The sequence below is a fragment of the Planobispora rosea genome (genome assembly GCF_014648175.1).
Taxonomy (GTDB): domain Bacteria; phylum Actinomycetota; class Actinomycetes; order Streptosporangiales; family Streptosporangiaceae; genus Planobispora; species Planobispora rosea.
On record NZ_BMQP01000004.1, the window covers coordinates 201,752 to 219,504 of the forward strand.

The following is a 17,753-nucleotide window of genomic DNA, read 5'->3' on the forward strand; positions in this document are numbered from 1 at the left end:
GGGAAACGACTCAAATGGTGTCCAGGGGGTCAATGCATACCTTGATCACCTCGTCCGCCTTACGCGCCGAGCGGACTCCGGAGGCCCCCTTCAGCGCCGCCGCGAGCGCCGGTCCCGCCGTCCACGGCACCCGCACCAGGGCGCGTTCCCGCACCTGGTCGTCCCTGGAGGACTCGACGGGGACGGGCCCGAGGACCTGTGCCCCCTCTGGGAGCACCAGTTCCCCCAGCATCTCCCGGACCGCCGCCGCGGACCCGGTCAGGGTCGCCATCCGCACCGCCGGGGGGAAACCGAGTTCTGTCCTGTCGGCCAGTTCCCGCTCGGCATGGGTGACCGGGTCCCAGCGGAGCAGCGCCTGCACGGGAAGGAGCGAGGAGTCGGCGAGCACGACGAGTTCGGCCCCGGGCCGCAGCAGGGCCGCGGCGTTCATCCAGCGGCGCAGCGTCTCCTCGGCGACCCGCAGGTCCGGGCGGCCGAGCAGGGCCCACCCGTCCAGCAGCACCCCGGCGGCGTACCCGCCCTCGGGCACCGGCTCGGCCCCCGGCGTGGCCACCACGAGCGCCCGGCCGGGCCCGACCGCGGCCAGCACACCGTCCCTGCCCGACGTCTTGACCGGGACCGAGGGGAATGCCCGCCCGAGCTCCTCGGCCGTACGGCGGGCGCCGACCACCCGCGCCCGCACCCGCACCCCGCCGCACGCCGGGCACCGCCACTGCCCGGCGAGCCGCCCGCACCAGCGGCAGTACGGCACCGCGTGGCCGCCGCGCAGCGCGAGCGGGCCCGCGCAGTGCCCGCACCGGGCCGGGACCCGGCACCCCTGGCAGGCCAGCGCGGGCAGGTAACCCCGCCGGGGGACCTGCACCAGCACCGGGCCGTCCTCCAGCCCGGCCTTCAGCACCCGCCAGGCGAGGCTCGGCAGCCGGGCCGCCCGCGCGGCCGCGTCCCTGGCCAGCTCGGCGTCGTCCCCGGCCGGGCGGACCCGGGGCGCCCTGGCCCGCACCGTCTCGCGGGCCGCGGTGATCGGACCGGCCCAGCCGGTGGCGACCAGCCGGGTGGCCTCCGCCGTCCGCGCGTACCCGCCGACGAGCAGGCCCGCGCGCCCGTGGTGGGCACGCATCGCCAGGACCTCCCGGGTGTGCGGGTACGGCGCCAGCCTCTCGGCGTGCAGGTCGTCGCCGTCGTCCCAGACGACCGCCAGGCCGAGGTCCCGCACCGGCGCGAACGCCGCCGCCCGGGTGCCGACGGCCACCCGGACCTCTCCCCTGGAGACCTTGAGCCATCGCCGGTAGCGTTCGGCGGGTCCCAGCCCGGCGGTGAGCGAGACGTGCTCGCCCGGCCCCAGGACGGCGCTCAGCGCCGCGTCGGCCAGCACCACGTCCTTGCCGTCGGGCACCACCACGAGCGCGCCCCGGCCGCCGCGCAGCGTCTCCCGCACGGCCACGGCCACCGCCACCGGCCACTCGGGCCCGTCCGCGCCGGTCCCGGGCAGGGCCGTCCACACCGCCCGCGGCGCGCGCCCCTCCGCCAGCGCCGCGAGGAACGCCGCGCCCTCCCGGTAGACCGCCCACGGCCCCGGGTCCCCGGCCGCCGTCGCACCGTCCGCTCCCGGGCCGTCCGCTCCCGGGCCGTCCGCTCCCGGGCCGTTCTCCCCCGCGCCGCCCGCTCCCGGACCGCCCTCCCCCGGGGAGAGGGGTGCGTCCGCCGGCGCGGAGGACCGCTCCGGGCCGGGCGGGGGCGCCGCCCGCTCCTCGGCCTCGACCCGGGCGTGGCGCGGCGGGACGGCCAGGCGCAGAACGTCGGCCATGGTCCCGGCGTAGCGGTCGGCGACGGCCCGGGCGAGCAACGCGATCTCCGGGGAGAGCACCGGCTCCGGCGAGACGACCCGCTCCAGACGCGCGAGCGCGCCCTCGTGCTCGCTGGCCTCGGCCCGCTCCAGCAGGAACCCGTCGACGAGCTTCCCGGCGAAGCGGACGCGGACCCGGCAGCCCGGGACCGCGTCGGAGTCGAGCGGGGCGGGGACGAGATAGTCGAACGGCCGGTCCAGATGGGGCAGCGGGGTGTCCACCGCGACCCGCGCGACCGGAAGCACGGCGGCCGTCTCCGGCACGCCCTTGGCCGGTGCCGCCTTCACCGGGCCGGCGGCCCGCCCTCCGCGACCGGCGGACCTCCGCTCCGCGGCCCCGTCGCCGGCCGGTTCCCGGCGCACGGAGGCGAGCGGCAGGAGGGCGCCGTCGTCTGGAGAGGGGGTCGTGTCAGCCACCCACCTGTCCTACCAGATGCGCGCGGGCACTCCCGCCCACTCGCGACGGGGCCCCGGGCACAGGGGGACGAGGTCCGCAGGAGCCCACGGACGCGGAGGGCACCCGCGGATACAGGGGTACCCACGGACACAGGGGGCGCCCACGGACGCAGGGGTGTTCACGGACGCGGGGGTGTTCACGGACGCGGGGGCGGGCGCGGACACGAAGGGCAGCCGCGAGCGCAGAGGGCGCCTTCGGAACGGCGGTGCCGAACGGTGAGCGCCCCGGGAGACGGCTCTCCGGGGGCGCTCACAGGACCGGCGCAGGCGCCGGCACGGTTGCGGGACGCCCGTCCGGCGGGCGCTCGCGGACTGCCCGAGGGCTACAGACCGGCGGCGGTGCGCAGGGCCTCGGCGCGGTCGGTGGCCTCCCAGGAGAACTCCGGACGGCCGAAGTGGCCGTAGGCGGAGGTCTCCGAGTAGATCGGGCGGAGCAGGTCGAGGTCGCGGATGATCGCGGCCGGGCGCAGGTCGAAGACCTGGAGCACGGCGTCCTGGATCGCGGTGATGCCGACCTTCTCGGTGCCGAAGGTCTCCACGAACACGCCGACCGGGTGCGCCTTGCCGATGGCGTAGGCGACCTGGACCTCGGCGCGGTCGGCCAGGCCGGCCGCGACGATGTTCTTGGCGACCCAGCGCATGGCGTAGGCGGCCGAGCGGTCGACCTTGGACGGGTCCTTGCCGGAGAAGGCGCCGCCGCCGTGCCGGGCCATGCCGCCGTAGGTGTCGACGATGATCTTGCGACCGGTCAGGCCGGCGTCGCCCATCGGGCCGCCGATCTCGAAGCGGCCGGTCGGGTTGACCAGCAGCCGGTAGCCCTCGGTCTCGATGTCCAGGCCCGCCAGGACCGGGTCGACCACGTGCTCCTTGATGTCGGGAGCGAGCATCTCCTTGAGGTCGATCTCGGCGGCGTGCTGGGTGGAGACGACCACCGTGTCGAGCCGGACCGGCCGGTCGCCGTCGTATTCGATGGTGACCTGGGTCTTGCCGTCGGGACGCAGGTAGGGGACGGTGCCGTCCTTGCGGACCTGCGACAGGCGGTGGGCCAGGCGGTGCGCCAGCGTGATCGGCAGCGGCATCAGCTCCGGGGTCTCCCGGCAGGCGTAGCCGAACATCAGGCCCTGGTCTCCCGCGCCCTGGCGGTCGAGCTCGTCGGTGTCGCCCTCCTCCCGGTGCTCGTAGGCGTCGTCGACGCCCTGCGCGATGTCCGGGGACTGCGCGCCGATGGACACCGAGACGCCGCAGGAGGCGCCGTCGAAGCCCTTGTGCGAGGCGTCGTAGCCGATCTCGAGGATCTTCTCCCGGATCAGGCCCGGGATGTCGACGTAGGTCTCCGTCGTCACCTCTCCGGCGACGTGGACCTGACCAGTGGTGATCAACGTCTCGACCGCGACACGACTCTTGGGGTCGCCCTTGAGCATGGCGTCGAGAATCGCGTCACTGATCTGGTCTGCGATCTTGTCCGGGTGGCCCTCGGTGACCGACTCGGAGGTGAACAGGCGACGGGACAAGTCAGGGCTCCTCATGCAGCGGCTGCTGGCGGTTTGGGGCTCCGGTACGGGGGTACCGGTAGCGTTCCGCCGAAGTCTAGCTCCACCTGGAGCGGCGTGGCGAAACTGTCTCGGATCCGGGCGCGGGAATCCCCGCCTCCGGGTGTGGCGGCCTCCGCACTCCCGGACAATCCCCGGCAGATCCCACCCGGACCGGAGTCACCGGGGGTCACCGGGTGTCAGAGATGGGGAAGCGGGTCGGGAGGCAGCGTCTCCGGGGCGAAGACCTCGGCGTCGGCGGCCAGGACCACCGCGCCGTACTCCTCCTCGACCTCCAGCACCATGCCGCCGAGCTCGATGACCGCGCCGGCGGAGAACTCCACCGGGCCGAGCCTGGTGCGCCGGGCGTGGGTGGCGTAGACCGCGGACGGCACGTCCCGGTCGAAGAGCTCGGTGGAGAGCACGGAGATCGTCCGGTCGGTGACCACGATGAGAAAGGCCGCCATGCCCGGCGGGCCCACCGAGAGCGCGGGGAAGATGTAGCGGATGTCCTGGCCTGCGGGGAGCAGTGCGCGGCAGCGTGCTCTGACGGCGGCGGGCACCGGCATGATCAGACCCCTCGGCAGCACGTTCCAGGTCGCTTCGGACGCAGTATCCGTCGGCGGAGGATCTCCGGCAAGCGGAATGCTCCGGGGCGTGCCCCGGATCTCCGCCGCGGCGGCCGCCGCGATCGCGGTGGATCCGATGAGCGGCGGACCCGGTGAGCGGCGGACCCGGTGAGCGGCGGACCCGGCGATCCGGGGAGCCCCCCGGCCTAAGGGGTGCGGTCGAGGCGCGCGGCGACGAGGTCCCAGACCACGTCGGCGAGGGCCTCCTTGGGGCCGCGCGGGATCTCCACCGGTTCCCCGTCCGCGACCAGGACCACGGCGGCGTTGTCCGGGGTGCCGAAGGCGAGGTTCTCCCCCACCTGGTTGACCACCAGCAGGTCGCAGCCCTTGCGGGCGAGCTTGGCCCGGCCGTTGGCCAGGACGTCGTCGGTCTCCGCGGCGAATCCGGCGATCACCGAGGGGCACGGCTTCACGCCGTCGCGGCGGCGCTCCCCCAACTCAGCGAGAATGTCCGGATTTTTCACCAGATGAATAGCGTCGGGCTCGGCCGAGGTCTTCTTTATCTTCGAGTCACTGCGCGCCGCGGGCCGGAAGTCGGCGACGGCGGCGGCCATGACCACGGCGTCGGCGTCCTCCACCGCGTCCAGCACGGCCTCGCGCAGGTGCAGGGCCGACTCGACCCGGACCACCGTGACCCCCGCGGGGTCGGGCAGCGCGACGTTGGCGGCGACCAGCGTGACCCGGGCTCCGCGGGCGGCGGCCGTCCGGGCCAGGGCGTATCCCTGCAGGCCCGAGGAGCGGTTGCCGATGAAGCGGACCGGGTCGATGGCCTCGCGGGTGCCTCCGGCGGAGACGACCACGTGACGGCCGGCGAGGTCGAGGGCGCGCCCGGCCAGGACCCGGCGGCAGACCTCGAAGATCTCCACGGGGTCGGGAAGCCTCCCGCGCCCGGTGTCGGCGCCGGTCAGACGGCCCACGGCGGGGTCCAGGACCAGCGCGCCGCGCTCGCGGAGGGTCGCGACGTTGGCCTGGGTCGCCGGATGCTCCCACATCTCGGTGTGCATGGCCGGGGCGAACACCACCGGGCAGCGCGCGGTGAGCAGGGTGTTGGTCAGCAGGTCACCGGCCAGCCCGTGGGCGGCCTTGGCCAGCACGTCGGCGGTGGCGGGGGCCACCACCACCAGATCGGCGCCCTGCCCGATGCGGACGTGCGGCACCTCGTGCACGGCGTCCCAGACGTCGGCGCTCACCGGGTTGCCGGAGAGCGCGGCCCAGGTCGGCTCGCCGACGAAGCGGAGCGCCTCCCGGGTCGGGACCACCCGGACGTCGTGCCCGGACTCGGTGAACAGGCGCAGCAGCTCGCACGCCTTGTAGGCGGCGATGCCCCCGCTCACCCCGAGGACGACGCTGGGCCTGCCTGACGCGTCCCGGCCGGACGTCCCCGCGGACAAGGGCTAGCCCTCGATGGGCTCGGTGGTGAGCAGGCCCTCGCTGACCTCGCGCAGCGCGATGGACAGCGGCTTCTCCTGCGCGTGGGTCTCCACCAGGGGGCCGACGTACTCCAGCAGGCCCTCGCCGAGCTGGGAGTAGTAGGCGTTGATCTGGCGGGCGCGCTTGGAACCGATGATCACAAGGCTGTACTTGCTGTCGACGATGTCGAGGAGCGCGTCGATCGACGGGTGGGTGATGCCTTCTGTGTAGGCAGCGTTGCTTGCCACGTTGTGTTTTCCCCTAGCTAGGTGAACGTCCGGGGCGTGAGGCCTCGGGAGCATCGGCCATCAAGGCTATCAGCCGGTGGCATACACCCTGGACGGACGTGTTCACCAGGGTCATGTCGAATTCCTGCTCGGCCGCCATCTCGACGCGGCCCGCGGCCAGCCGGCGGGCGATGACGTCCTCCGGCTCGGTGCCCCGGCCGCGCAGGCGCTTCTCCAGCTCCTCCCAGCTCGGCGGGGCCAGGAAGACCAGCAGCGCCTCCGGCATGGTCGCCCGGACCTGGCGTGCGCCCTGCAGGTCGATCTCCAGCAGCGTGGGGACCCCGGCGGCGAGCTTCTCCAGGACCGGCGTCCTGGGGGTTCCGTACCGGTTGCCGGCGAACTCCGCCCACTCCAGCAGTTCGCCGCGGGCGATGAGGCGGTCGAACTCGTCGTCGTCGGCGAAGAAGTACTCCACCCCGTGGGTCTCCCCGGGGCGGGGCTTCCTGGTGGTCACCGAGACCGACAGCCACACCTCGGGGTGTGCCCGCCGAAGCTCGGCGACGACCGTGGACTTGCCCACGCCCGACGGACCGGACAGGACCGTCAGGCGGTTGCCGGTCGGCCCGGCGGAGGCTCGCGCCCCCGCCGGGCTCCGGGCCGGGGGCGTGGGGTCACCGGATCCGCTCTGCGCGGCTTCCTCCGGAACCCGACTCTCGTCGGGCCACGACGTTCCGGTCACTCCGAACCCCCCGTTGATGCCATCCCCGCTGCTGCGAGGTGAGCGTGATGGTACGGAACCGAGATTAGCTCTCGGCCCCGCCGAACTCACGCTCGAGGGAGGCGCGCTGGTTGGCGCCGAGACCCCGCACGCGGCGGGACTCTGCGATGCCCAGCCGCTCCATGAGCTGCTTGGCGCGGACCTTGCCCACGCCGGGAAGCGACTCCAGAAGGGCAGAGACCTTCATCTTGCCGATGACGTCGTCGGCCTGCCCATCCTTGAGCACCTCGGCCAGAGAGACCGCACCGTGCTTCAGGCGGTTCTTGACCTCGGCACGCTCTTTACGGGCCTTGGCAGCCTTCTCTAGGGCTGCGGCGCGCTGCTCAGGTGTAAGGGGAGGAAGAGCCACGCCGGGTCACCTCGAATTTCCTGTCGATGTACTCGGACGGCAAGGGAAACTAGCTGGTCACGGCGTTTCAAGCAACGTCAAGACCAATTTCTCTTCCCAGAAAGGCAACTTTGCCACCATCTGTACCTGGAATGTTGCGGAGCGTCATCAAAACGACGTCTGCCCAGGCATTCTCAGCGATCTAGATCACACTGCCCGCCCCGGCCGTTCCGGCGTTCCCCACGCCCCGCGGGCCCCTCACGCCCCCGCCGTCACACCGTCCGCCCGGCCGTTCCCGAGGCGCGGCGGAGCGCCGCGGCGATGCCCGCGGCCGCCGCCCCGGGGTCGGCCGCGCCGGTGATCGGACGGCCGATCACCAGAAGGTCGGCGCCGTCGGCGAACGCCCGCTCGGGGGTCGCCACCCTCGCCTGGTCCTGGCTCTCGGCGCCGACGGGCCGGACGCCCGGAGTGATCAGTGTGATGTCCGGCCCGACCTCCGCGCGCACCACGGCGACCTCGCGCGGCGAGCAGACGAGCGCCTGGGCGCCCGCGCCGACGGCCAGGACCGCCAGACGGCGCACGGCGTCGTCGGACGGTCCCGTGATGCCCACCCGCTCAAGATCGGCCTCTGAGAGCGACGTCAGCACCGTCACGGCCGCGATCTGGGTGGCGGGGGCGGCGTCCACCGCCGCGCGGATCATCGCGGGCCCTCCGGCCGCGTGGACGGTCAGGATGGCGGGCTTGAGCCGGGCCACCGCCCTGGCGGCCCCGGCCACGGTGTTGGGGATGTCGTGCAGCTTCAGGTCCAGGAACACCCGCACCCCGCTCGCCCCGCGCACCGAGGCGATCACGTCGGGACCGTAGCGCAGATACAGTTCGAGCCCGACCTTGACCGTGCTGACATGCGGGGTGACCAGGCTCGCCCAGCGGGCCGCGGTCTCCAGGTCGGGCGCGTCCAGGGCGACGGCGATGGGGGCGGGAGTCACAGCGAGCTCTCCTCGAAATCCGTACGGTGCCGGGCGGTCGCCCCCGGCGGGCGGTGGGCCAGCCCGATCACGTCGGCCAGCCGCTGGTACCCTCGTGCCGCCACGATCTCCTCCAGCTCGCGCAGGATGCGCAGGCAGGAGGAGGGGTCGTGGAACAGCGCCGTGCCCACGGCGACGACGCAGGCCCCGGCGAGGATCAGCTCGAAGGCGTCCCTGCCCGTCAGCACGCCGCCCATGCCGATGATGGGCACGTCGGGCAGCGCGGCGCGGACCTGCCACACGCAGCGTACGGCCAGCGGGCGGATGGCCGGCCCCGACAGCCCGCCGGTGCCCGCCGCGAGCGCGGGAAGCATGGTCTCGGTGTCGATGCTCATGCCGAGCGGGTTGTTGATCATCGACAGCGCGTCGGCGCCCGAGGTCGCGCAGGCCCGGGCGACGCTCACGATGTCGGCGGTGTCCGGCGAGAGCTTGGCCACCACCGGGACGTCGTAGCGCATGACCGCGCGCACCGCGGCGATCACCTCGGCCGAGGCCGCGCCGTCCCGTGCGAAGACCCGCCCCCGGTCCTCGATGTTGGGGCAGGACAGGTTGACCTCCAGAGCGGTCACCCCGGGCGCGTCGTTGAGCCTGCGGGCCAGCGCGGCGTACTCGGCCACGGTGCCGCCGCCGATGGACACCACGGTCCTGATGTTGCGCTGGGCCAGCCAGGGCAGCTCACGCGTGAGGAACGCGTCCACCCCCGGCCCCTGCAGGCCGACCCCGTTCAGCAGCCCGGAGGGGGTCTCGGTCATCCGGGGCGTCGGACGGCCCGCCCGGGGGGCCATGGTGATCGACCGCGTGGTCAGCGCGCCGATCCTGCCCAGGTCGAAGAACTGGGCGAGCTCGGCCCCCGAGCCCGCGCACCCCGCCGCGGTGACGATCGGGTTGGCCAGCTCCACGTGTCCCAGGTATGTCCGCATGTCAACTGACATTCCGCGATCCTCCGCCGGGCGCCCCGAGCGCGTCGAAAGGGATCGTTCCCACGTCGTCGAAGCGCACGCGTTCCCCCCGGAAGACCGGCCCCTCCACACACGCGCGGACCATCCGGGTGACCCCGTCGTCGCCGATGACCGGGAGCACGCACGTCATGCACACCCCGATCCCGCAGGCCATGCGCTCCTCCACGGCCACCTGGATCGGGATGTCGAACTCGACCGCGACGGCGGTCGCCCTGCGGAGCGTCTCCATCGGGCCGCTGGCGTACACGACGTCGGCCCGCACGTCGGCGATCACACCGGGCAGCACGTCGGTCACCCTGCCGCGCATGCCCAGCGAACCGTCCTCGGTGGTGAGAGTGGTGGTCTCCGCCATCCTGCGGGCGCGCATGGCCCCGAACACCCTGTCGGCCGAGGCCCCGCCCAGCACGAAGTCGACGCGGCAGCCGCGCCGCTGGAGGGCGTCCGCGACGGTGAAGAGCATGGCGGAGCCGTACTCGTCGCCGACCATGACGCAGGTCACCGGGTCCCGGGGCAACGGGAACGGGCGGCCCAGCGGGCCGACCAGATCCAGCGTGTCACGGGCCCGGCGCCCGGCCAGCCAGGCCGTGCCGGGGCCGTCCACCGCGAAGACGAACTCCACCGTGCCGCCGTAGTCCGGTTTGACGTCGTGGATGAAGAAGGCGCGGCGGGTCAGCATGGACGTGTGCGGCCCGCCGACGGCCACCCCCAGGAAGTGACCCGGGCGGAACCCCTCGGCGATGCGCGGGGCGACCACGGTCAGCGCATGGTAAGCGTCGACCTGGCGGGTCGTCAGCACCGTGCCCGTGACCTGTACCGGAGTAACAGGCGTCTCCCTCACCTCCGCTGGGGGGCGTCAACCTCGCCTCAACCGGCCCTGCCTGTGGTCGCGCTCGGCTCGTCGCTCACTCCGCCGACGGCTCATCCTTCGCCGCCCGCTACGCTCACTCCTCGCCTCAACCGCTCCGCGTGCTCCTGGAGCGACCGTACGCCGATGTCGCCCCGCACGATGGCCTGAATGCCCTGAACGGCCGCGGCCAGGCCCTGGACGGTCGTGATGCAGGGGATCCCCCGCAGCACGGCCGCGGTGCGGATCTCGTAGCCGTCCAGCCGCGGCCCGGACTGCCCGGGGCTGCCGAAGGGCGTGTTCACGATGAGATCCACCTCGCCGTCCAGGATGCGCCGGACGATCGTCGGCTCTCCCTGCGGACCGGTCCCGTCGCTCTGCTTGCGCACGATCTTGGCACGGACGCCGTTGCGGCGCAGCACCTCGGCCGTTCCCTCGGTGGCCAGAATCTCGAAACCCATGTCCGCGAGCGCCTTCACCGGGAAGATCATGGCCCGTTTGTCACGGTTGGCGACCGAGACGAAGGCCCGCCCCTTGGTCGGCAGCGCGCCGTAGGCGGCGTCCTGCGACTTGGCGTAGGCCGTGCCGAAGAACTCGTCGATGCCCATGACCTCACCGGTGGAGCGCATCTCCGGGCTGAGCACGATGTCCACGCCGCGGAACCGGTTGAACGGCAGCACCGCCTCCTTGACCGCGATCGGCGCGTCCATCGGCAGGGTGCCGCCGTCCCCCTCGGCCGGGAGCATGCCCTCGGCGCGCAGCTGCGCGACCGTCGCGCCCATCATCACCCGGGCCGCCGCCTTGGCCAGCGGCACCGCCGTGGCCTTGGAGACGAACGGCACGGTACGGCTGGCGCGCGGGTTGGCCTCCAGCACGTACAGGATGTTCGCCGACATGGCGTACTGCACGTTGAGCAGGCCGCGCACGCCCACCCCGCGGGCGATGGCCTCGGTGGCGGCGCGGATGCGCTTGATGTCGTAGCCGCCGAGCGTCATCGGCGGCAGCGAGCACGCCGAGTCGCCGGAGTGGATGCCGGCCTCCTCGATGTGCTCCATCACCCCGCCGAGGTAGAGCTCCTCGCCGTCGAACAGGGCGTCCACGTCGATCTCGACGGCCTCGTCCAGGAACTTGTCCACCAGCACCGGGCGGTCGGGGGTCGCGCCCGCCCGCGCCATGTAGGTGACGAGGGTCTCGTCGTCGTAGACGATCGCCATGCCCGCGCCGCCCAGCACGTAGCTGGGGCGCACCAGCACCGGGTAGCCGATCTCCGCGGCGATCTCCAGCGCCTCCTGCTCGGTCACCGCGGTGCCGTGCTTGGGCGCGGGCAGCCCGGCCTCGGCGAGCACGCGGCCGAACGCGCCGCGCTCCTCGGCCAGGTGGATGGACTCCGGCGAGGTGCCGACGATCGGCACCCCGGCGTCCTTGAGCGCCTGCGCCAGGCCGAGCGGGGTCTGCCCGCCGAGCTGCACGATGACGCCCGCCACCGGGCCGGTCTGCTGCTCGGCGTGGACGACCTCCAGCACGTCCTCCAGGGTGAGCGGCTCGAAGTAGAGCCGGTCGGAGGTGTCGTAGTCGGTGGAGACCGTCTCCGGGTTGCAGTTGACCATGACGGTCTCGTAGCCCGCGGCCGACAGCTCGAACGAGGCGTGCACGCACGCGTAGTCGAACTCGATGCCCTGGCCGATCCGGTTGGGCCCGGAGCCGAGGATGAGGACCTTCGGGCGCTCGCCGTACGGAACCTCGGTCTCCTCGTCGTAGGTGGAGTAGAGGTACGGCGTCTGCGCGGCGAACTCGGCGGCGCAGGTGTCGACGGTGTTGTAGACCGGGCGCACGCCGAGCGCGTGGCGCAGGTCGCGCACGCGGGCCTCGTCCATGCCGCGGATCTCGGCGATCTGCACGTCGCTGAAGCCGTACCGCTTGACCCTGGTCAGGGTCTCGGCGTCCAGCTGCGGCGCCTCGCGCAGCTCGGCGGCGACCTCGTCGATCGCGAAGAGCTGGTCCAGGAACCACGGGTCGACGGCGGTGGCCTCGAACAGCTCCTGCGGGGTCGCCCCGGCGCGGATGGCCTGCTGCATGGTGTGCAGGCGGCCGTCGTGCGGCTTGCGGCAGGCGGCCAGCAGCCGGTCCTTGTCGCCGGGCTCGCCGGCCCAGGAGAAGGCCGCGCCCTTCTTCTCCAGCGAGCGCAGCGCCTTCTGCAGGGCCTCGGGGAAGGACCGGCCGATGGCCATGGCCTCGCCGACCGACTTCATGTGGGTGGTCAGGGTCTGGTCGGCGCCGGCGAACTTCTCGAAGGCGAAGCGCGGCACCTTGACCACGACGTAGTCGAGCGCGGGCTCGAACGAGGCCGGGGTCTCGCGGGTGATGTCGTTGGGGATCTCGTCGAGGGTGTAGCCGATGGCGAGCTTGGCCGCGATCTTGGCGATCGGGAAGCCGGTGGCCTTGGAGGCCAGCGCGCTCGACCGCGACACGCGCGGGTTCATCTCGATGACGATCATGCGGCCGGTGCGCGGGTTGACCGCGAACTGGATGTTGCAGCCGCCGGTGTCCACGCCGACCTCGCGGATGACCGCGATGGCGACGTCGCGCATGTTCTGGTACTCGCGGTCGGTGAGGGTCATCACGGGGGCCACGGTGACGCTGTCGCCGGTGTGCACGCCCATCGGGTCGAGGTTCTCGATGGAGCAGACGATGACGACGTTGTCGGCCCGGTCGCGCATGACCTCCAGCTCGTACTCCTTCCAGCCGAGGATGGACTCCTCCAGGAGCACCTCGGTGGTCGGCGAGGCGTCGAGGCCCGCTCCGGCGATGCGGCGCAGCTCCTCCTCGTCGTGCGCGAAGCCGGACCCGACGCCGCCCATGGTGAAGGAGGGCCGCACGACCAGCGGGTAGCCCAGCTCCCCCGCCGCCGCCAGGCACTCGTCCATGGTGTGGCAGATGATCGACTTGGCGGACTCGGCGTTGAGGCCGTACTCGGCCGCGACCTTGGCGACGATCTCCTTGAACCGCTCGCGGTTCTCGCCCGCCTGGATGGCGTCCACGTCGGCGCCGATCAGCTCGACGTTGTACTTGGCGAGCACGCCCGCCTCGTACAGGGAGATCGCGGTGTTGAGCGCGGTCTGCCCGCCCAGGGTGGGCAGCAGGGCGTCGGGGCGCTCCTTGGCGATGATCTTCTCGACGATCTCCGGCGTGATCGGCTCGACGTAGGTCGCGTCGGCGAACTCGGGGTCCGTCATGATCGTCGCGGGGTTGCTGTTGACGAGGATCACCCGGAAGCCCTCGGCGCGCAGCACGCGGCAGGCCTGGGTGCCGGAGTAGTCGAACTCGCAGGCCTGCCCGATCACGATCGGCCCGGAGCCGATCACCATGACCGACTGGATGTCCGTGCGCTTAGGCACCCTTGTTCTCCTCTGTCGTCGTGGTCCCGCCACGCTCCATCAACTTGCAGAAGTCGTCGAACAGGCTCGCCGAGTCGTGCGGGCCGGCCGCGGCCTCGGGGTGGTACTGCACGCTGAAGGCGGGCCGGTCGAGCAGCCGCAGGCCCTCGACGCAGTCGTCGTTGAGGTTGACGTGGCTGACCTCCGCCGGGCCGTACGGCGTGTCGAAGGTCCCCTCCAGCGGCGCCCGCACGGCGAAGCCGTGGTTGTGCGCGGAGATCTCCACCTTGCCGGTACGGCGGTCCTGGACCGGCTGGTTGACCCCGCGGTGCCCGTAGCGCAGCTTGTAGGTGCCCAGGCCCAGGGCGCGGCCGAAGATCTGGTTGCCGAAGCAGATGCCGAAGAACGGCTTGCCCGCCTCCAGCACCCCGCGCAGCGCGTCCACCGGGCCGTCGGCGGCGGCCGGGTCGCCCGGGCCGTTGGAGAAGAACACCCCGTCGGGGTCGAGCGCGAGGATGTCCTCGGCGGTGGCGGTGGCGGGCAGCACGTGCACCTCGCAGCCGCGCTCGGCCATCCGGTGCGGGGTCATGGACTTGATGCCCAGGTCCACGGCGGCCACGGTGTACTTCTTCTCACCGAGGGCGGGGATCACGTACGGCTCGGCGGCGGAGACCTGCTCGGCCAGGTCGGCGCCCTCCATGCCGGGGCTGCGGCGCACCCGCTCCACCAGTTCCCCGACCGGGGCGAGCGCCTGGCCGGAGAAGACCCCGGCGCGCATCGCGCCGCGCTCACGCAGGTGGCGGGTGAGGGCCCGGGTCCCGGGGATGGCGATCCCGACGACGCCGTGCTCCTTGAGGTAGTCGTCCAGGGAACGGTTGGCCCGCCAGCTGGAGGAGACGCGCGCGGGCTCGCGGACCACGTAGCCGGCGACCCAGACCCGGGAGGACTCGGGGTCCTCGTCGTTGACCCCGGTGTTGCCGATGTGCGGCGCGGTCATCGCGACGATCTGGCGGTGGTAGGAGGGGTCGGTGAGGGTCTCCTGGTAACCGGTCATGCCGGTGTTGAACACCATCTCGCCGAAGGTCTCGCCCTCGGCGCCGTAGGGGGTGCCGTGGAAGACACGGCCGTCCTCCAGGACGAGGACCGCGGTGGCGGCACCACCCGCGGCCGTGTCATGCCTGCCGGCTCGCTCGCTTCGCTCAGTCACAGAAACATCCCGATCATCTCGGTCATCGCTTACCAAAGTATGAAATATCCGGCGCATGGGTGACAGGCGCCTCCACCATGTGGGACGCCCGTGCACCGACAGGTCATGCGAGTTTGCCGTCCAGGACGGTCGGGCGGCCGCGGAGGAAGGTCGCGACGACGCGCCCGGGGAGGGTCCGGCCCTCGTAGGGGGTGTTGCGGCTCTTGGACGCGTAGGAGCCCGGGTCCACCTCCGCGCGCACGGAGGCGTCGTAGAGGGTGATGTTCGCCGGGGAGCCCGCCGCGATCGGGTGGCCGTGACCGGCCAGGCGGCCGATCCGCGCCGGGGCGTACGACATGCGCTCGGCGACCCCGGCCCAGTCGAGCAGGCCGGTCTCCACCATGGCCTCCTGGACCACCGACAGCGCCGTCTCCAGGCCGATCATGCCCATGGCCGCGGCGTCCCACTCGGTCTCCTTGTCCTCGACCGGGTGGGGGGCGTGGTCGGTGGCGACGACGTCGATCGTGCCGTCGGCCAGGGCCTCGCGCAGCGCCTCGACGTCGGCGCGGGTGCGCAGCGGCGGGTTCACCTTGTAGATGGGGTTGTAGGAGCCGACGGGGGAGTCCTCGACGAGGTCGTCGGTGAGCAGCAGGTGGTGCGGGGTCACCTCGGCGGTGACGTCCCAGCCCTTCGACTTGGCCCAGCGGATGATCTCCACCGAGCCCGCCGTGGAGACGTGGCAGACGTGCAGGCGGGAGCCGACGTGCGCGGCGAGCAGGCAGTCGCGGGCGATGATCGCCTCCTCGGCGACCGCGGGCCAGCCGGTCAGGCCGAGCCTGCCGGAGACGGCACCCTCGTTCATCTGCGCGCCGGCGGTCAGGCGGGGCTCCTGGGCGTGCTGGGCCACCACCCCGTCGAAGGCCTTGACGTACTCCAGCGCGCGGCGCATGAGCACCGCGTCGGAGACGCACTTGCCGTCGTCGGAGAAGACGCGGACCCGGGCGGCGGAGTCGGCCATCGCGCCGAGCTCGGCCAGCCGCTCGCCGGCCAGGCCCTCGGTGACGGCGCCGACCGGCTGCACGTCGCAGCGGCCGGCCTCCTGCCCCAGGCGCCAGACCTGCTCCACGACGCCGGCGGTGTCGGCGACCGGGGAGGTGTTGGCCATGGCGTGCACGGCGGTGTAGCCGCCCAGCGCGGCCGCCCGGGTGCCGGACTCGACGGTCTCGGCGTCCTCACGGCCGGGCTCGCGCAGGTGGGTGTGGAGGTCCACCAGGCCGGGCAGGGCGATGAGACCCCGGGCGTCGACGGTCTCGTCCCCGGTCAGGTCCTGTCCGACCGCGGCGACGGCGCCGTCCTCGATCAGGATGTCGGCGGGCTCGCCACCGAGGATCCGAGCGCCCTTGATGACGATGCTCACTGGTCTTCTCCTCCGAGGTCGGCGCCGCCGAGCAGCAGGTACAGGACGGCCATGCGGGTGGTCACACCGTTGGCGACCTGCTCGACGATCGTCGAGCGCGGCGAGTCGGCCACCTCCGCCGCGATCTCCATACCCCGGTTCATCGGCCCGGGATGCATCACGACGGCGTCCTCCTTCAGCCGGGCGAAGCGCTCGCGGTCGAGCCCGTAGCGCCGGCTGTACTCCCGCTCGGTGGGGAAGAACGCGGCGTTCATCCGCTCGCGCTGCACGCGCAGCATCATGACCACGTCCGACTTGGGCAGCACGGAGTCGAGGTCGTAGGAGACCTCACAGGGCCAGGAGCCGACGCTCACCGGCAGCAGGGTCGGCGGGGCGACCAGGGTCACCTCGGCCCCGAGCGTGCTCAGCAGCAGCACGTTGGAGCGGGCCACCCTGCTGTGCAGGATGTCGCCGACGACGGTGACCCTGCGGCCCTCCAGCGAGCCGAGGCGGCGGCGCATCGTGAAGGCGTCGAGCAGGGCCTGCGTGGGGTGCTCGTGGGTGCCGTCACCGGCGTTGACGACGCTGCCGCGCACCCAGCCGGCCAGACGGTGCGGCGCGCCGGAGGCGCCGTGCCGGATGACCACGGCGTCGGCGCCCATCGCCTCCAGGGTCAGCGCGGTGTCCTTGAGCGACTCGCCCTTGGAGACGCTGGACCCCTTGGCGGAGAAGTTGATGACGTCGGCCGACAGGCGCTTGGCCGCGGCCTCGAACGAGATCCGCGTCCGGGTGGAGTCCTCGAAGAAGAGGTTGACCACCGTACGGCCCCGCAGGGTCGGCAGCTTCTTGATGGAACGGTCCGAGATCCTCGCCAGCTCGTCGGCGGTGTCGAGGATGAGCAGGGCGTCGTCGCGGCTCAGGTCGGCCGCGGAGATCAGGTGCCGCTTCACTTGTCCTCCTCCTTCAGCAGCAGGACCGCGTCGCGGCCGTCGTGCTCTTCCAGGTAGACCTTGACGATCTCGGATTTGGAGGTGGGGAGATTCTTGCCCACGTAGTCGGCCCGGATGGGGAGCTCGCGGTGCCCCCGGTCCACCAGCGCGGCGAGTTGCACGGCCCGGGGGCGGCCCAGGTCGTTGAGCGCGTCGAGCGCGGCGCGGACGGTCCGGCCGGAGTAGAGCACGTCGTCGACCAGGACGACGGTCTTGTCGTCGATGCCGTCGGAGGGGAGCTCGGTGCGCCCGAGCGGCCGGGCCGGCTTGGTGCGCAGGTCGTCGCGGTACATCGTGATGTCGAGCGAGCCGACCGGGACCGGGTGCCCCTCGAACTGCCTGATGTGCCCGGCCAGGCGGCGGGCCAGATGGACGCCTCGCGTCGGGATTCCGAGGAGGACGACGTCCTCGCCGCCCTTGGTGCGTTCGAGGATCTCGTGGGAGATGCGGATCAGCGCCCGGTTGATGTCGGGACCTTCGAGGACCGCGTGCGCCGATGTGCGGGCACGCGAAACTGCCTCGGCCAAACAGAACACCACCTTTCCCGCCTCACAGGACGGGTCTTAAAGGAAGTCGACGTCTTCACGTTAGCAGCCGCGCGACGGCCGCCCGGCACCGGGCGGCCACTTCCCCACCTGGGCGGACAGGGCCGGAAAGCGGCCCGGAACCCCGTACGGCCGGCCCGGGCCGCGTCCTTCCGGCACCCCGAGCAGAAAAGATCTACCTTTCCCGTTGTGGAAAAACTTGACAAATAGTGTCAAATCCCTCCCCGCCCATCCC

At 72.6% G+C, this 17,753-nt stretch carries 15 protein-coding genes; all 15 read right to left on the reverse strand.

The genetic code is table 11. The annotated features are described in order from the left end of the window. Positions 1-10: 10 nt before the first annotated feature. A complete protein-coding gene (locus IEZ08_RS05640) occupies positions 11-2,260 on the reverse strand; it encodes a primosomal protein N' (RefSeq protein ID WP_189241786.1) in 2,250 nt (749 codons plus the stop codon). A 362-nt stretch (positions 2,261-2,622) separates the two neighbouring features. Then, on the reverse strand, positions 2,623-3,810 hold the full coding sequence (gene metK, locus IEZ08_RS05645; protein ID WP_068922651.1) for a methionine adenosyltransferase: 1,188 nt from the start codon (positions 3,808-3,810) through the stop codon (positions 2,623-2,625). Positions 3,811-4,028: 218 nt separating this feature from the next. Beyond that, positions 4,029-4,397, reverse strand: a complete 369-nt coding sequence (locus IEZ08_RS05650; protein WP_189241787.1) for a hypothetical protein — start codon at positions 4,395-4,397, stop codon at positions 4,029-4,031. A 206-nt stretch (positions 4,398-4,603) separates the two neighbouring features. Continuing rightward, positions 4,604-5,848, reverse strand: a complete 1,245-nt coding sequence (coaBC, locus tag IEZ08_RS05655; RefSeq protein ID WP_068922650.1) for a bifunctional phosphopantothenoylcysteine decarboxylase/phosphopantothenate--cysteine ligase CoaBC — start codon at positions 5,846-5,848, stop codon at positions 4,604-4,606. Positions 5,849-5,851: 3 nt separating this feature from the next. Then, a complete protein-coding gene (gene rpoZ / locus IEZ08_RS05660; protein WP_068922649.1) occupies positions 5,852-6,115 on the reverse strand; it encodes a DNA-directed RNA polymerase subunit omega in 264 nt (87 codons plus the stop codon). Between the two features lie 13 nt (positions 6,116-6,128). Further along, on the reverse strand, positions 6,129-6,701 hold the full coding sequence (gmk, locus tag IEZ08_RS05665) for a guanylate kinase (protein ID WP_189241816.1): 573 nt from the start codon (positions 6,699-6,701) through the stop codon (positions 6,129-6,131). A 196-nt stretch (positions 6,702-6,897) separates the two neighbouring features. Continuing rightward, positions 6,898-7,221 carry an integration host factor, actinobacterial type gene (gene mihF / locus IEZ08_RS05670; RefSeq protein WP_068922648.1) on the reverse strand — a complete coding sequence of 108 codons (324 nt, stop codon included), beginning with the start codon at positions 7,219-7,221 and terminating at the stop codon, positions 6,898-6,900. Positions 7,222-7,472: 251 nt separating this feature from the next. Continuing rightward, positions 7,473-8,186, reverse strand: a complete 714-nt coding sequence (gene pyrF, locus IEZ08_RS05675; protein WP_068922647.1) for an orotidine-5'-phosphate decarboxylase — start codon at positions 8,184-8,186, stop codon at positions 7,473-7,475. Beyond that, positions 8,183-9,157 (reverse strand): dihydroorotate dehydrogenase, encoded by a 975-nt coding sequence (locus IEZ08_RS05680; protein ID WP_068922646.1) that lies wholly within the window; start codon positions 9,155-9,157, stop codon positions 8,183-8,185. The genes pyrF and IEZ08_RS05680 overlap by 4 nt, the downstream gene beginning before the upstream one ends. After that, entirely contained in the window at positions 9,147-10,022 is an 876-nt protein-coding gene (locus tag IEZ08_RS05685) for a dihydroorotate dehydrogenase electron transfer subunit (protein ID WP_189241788.1), read from the reverse strand. The genes IEZ08_RS05680 and IEZ08_RS05685 overlap by 11 nt, the downstream gene beginning before the upstream one ends. Positions 10,023-10,102: 80 nt before the next feature. Further along, entirely contained in the window at positions 10,103-13,423 is a 3,321-nt protein-coding gene (gene carB / locus IEZ08_RS05690; protein ID WP_068922644.1) for a carbamoyl-phosphate synthase large subunit, read from the reverse strand. Beyond that, on the reverse strand, positions 13,416-14,609 hold the full coding sequence (carA, locus tag IEZ08_RS05695; protein ID WP_068922643.1) for a glutamine-hydrolyzing carbamoyl-phosphate synthase small subunit: 1,194 nt from the start codon (positions 14,607-14,609) through the stop codon (positions 13,416-13,418). Before carA ends, carB begins: the two co-directional genes overlap by 8 nt. A gap of 103 nt (positions 14,610-14,712) precedes the next feature. After that, positions 14,713-16,005 (reverse strand): dihydroorotase, encoded by a 1,293-nt coding sequence (locus IEZ08_RS05700; RefSeq protein ID WP_068922642.1) that lies wholly within the window; start codon positions 16,003-16,005, stop codon positions 14,713-14,715. Beyond that, complete coding sequence (locus IEZ08_RS05705) at positions 16,002-16,934, reverse strand: aspartate carbamoyltransferase catalytic subunit (protein WP_068922641.1); 933 nt, start codon at positions 16,932-16,934, stop codon at positions 16,002-16,004. Before IEZ08_RS05705 ends, IEZ08_RS05700 begins: the two co-directional genes overlap by 4 nt. After that, the gene (gene pyrR, locus IEZ08_RS05710) at positions 16,931-17,500 is read right to left on the reverse strand and encodes a bifunctional pyr operon transcriptional regulator/uracil phosphoribosyltransferase PyrR (RefSeq protein WP_068928614.1); all 570 of its coding nucleotides are present in this window, start codon (positions 17,498-17,500) and stop codon (positions 16,931-16,933) included. Before pyrR ends, IEZ08_RS05705 begins: the two co-directional genes overlap by 4 nt. Positions 17,501-17,753 lie beyond the last annotated feature (253 nt).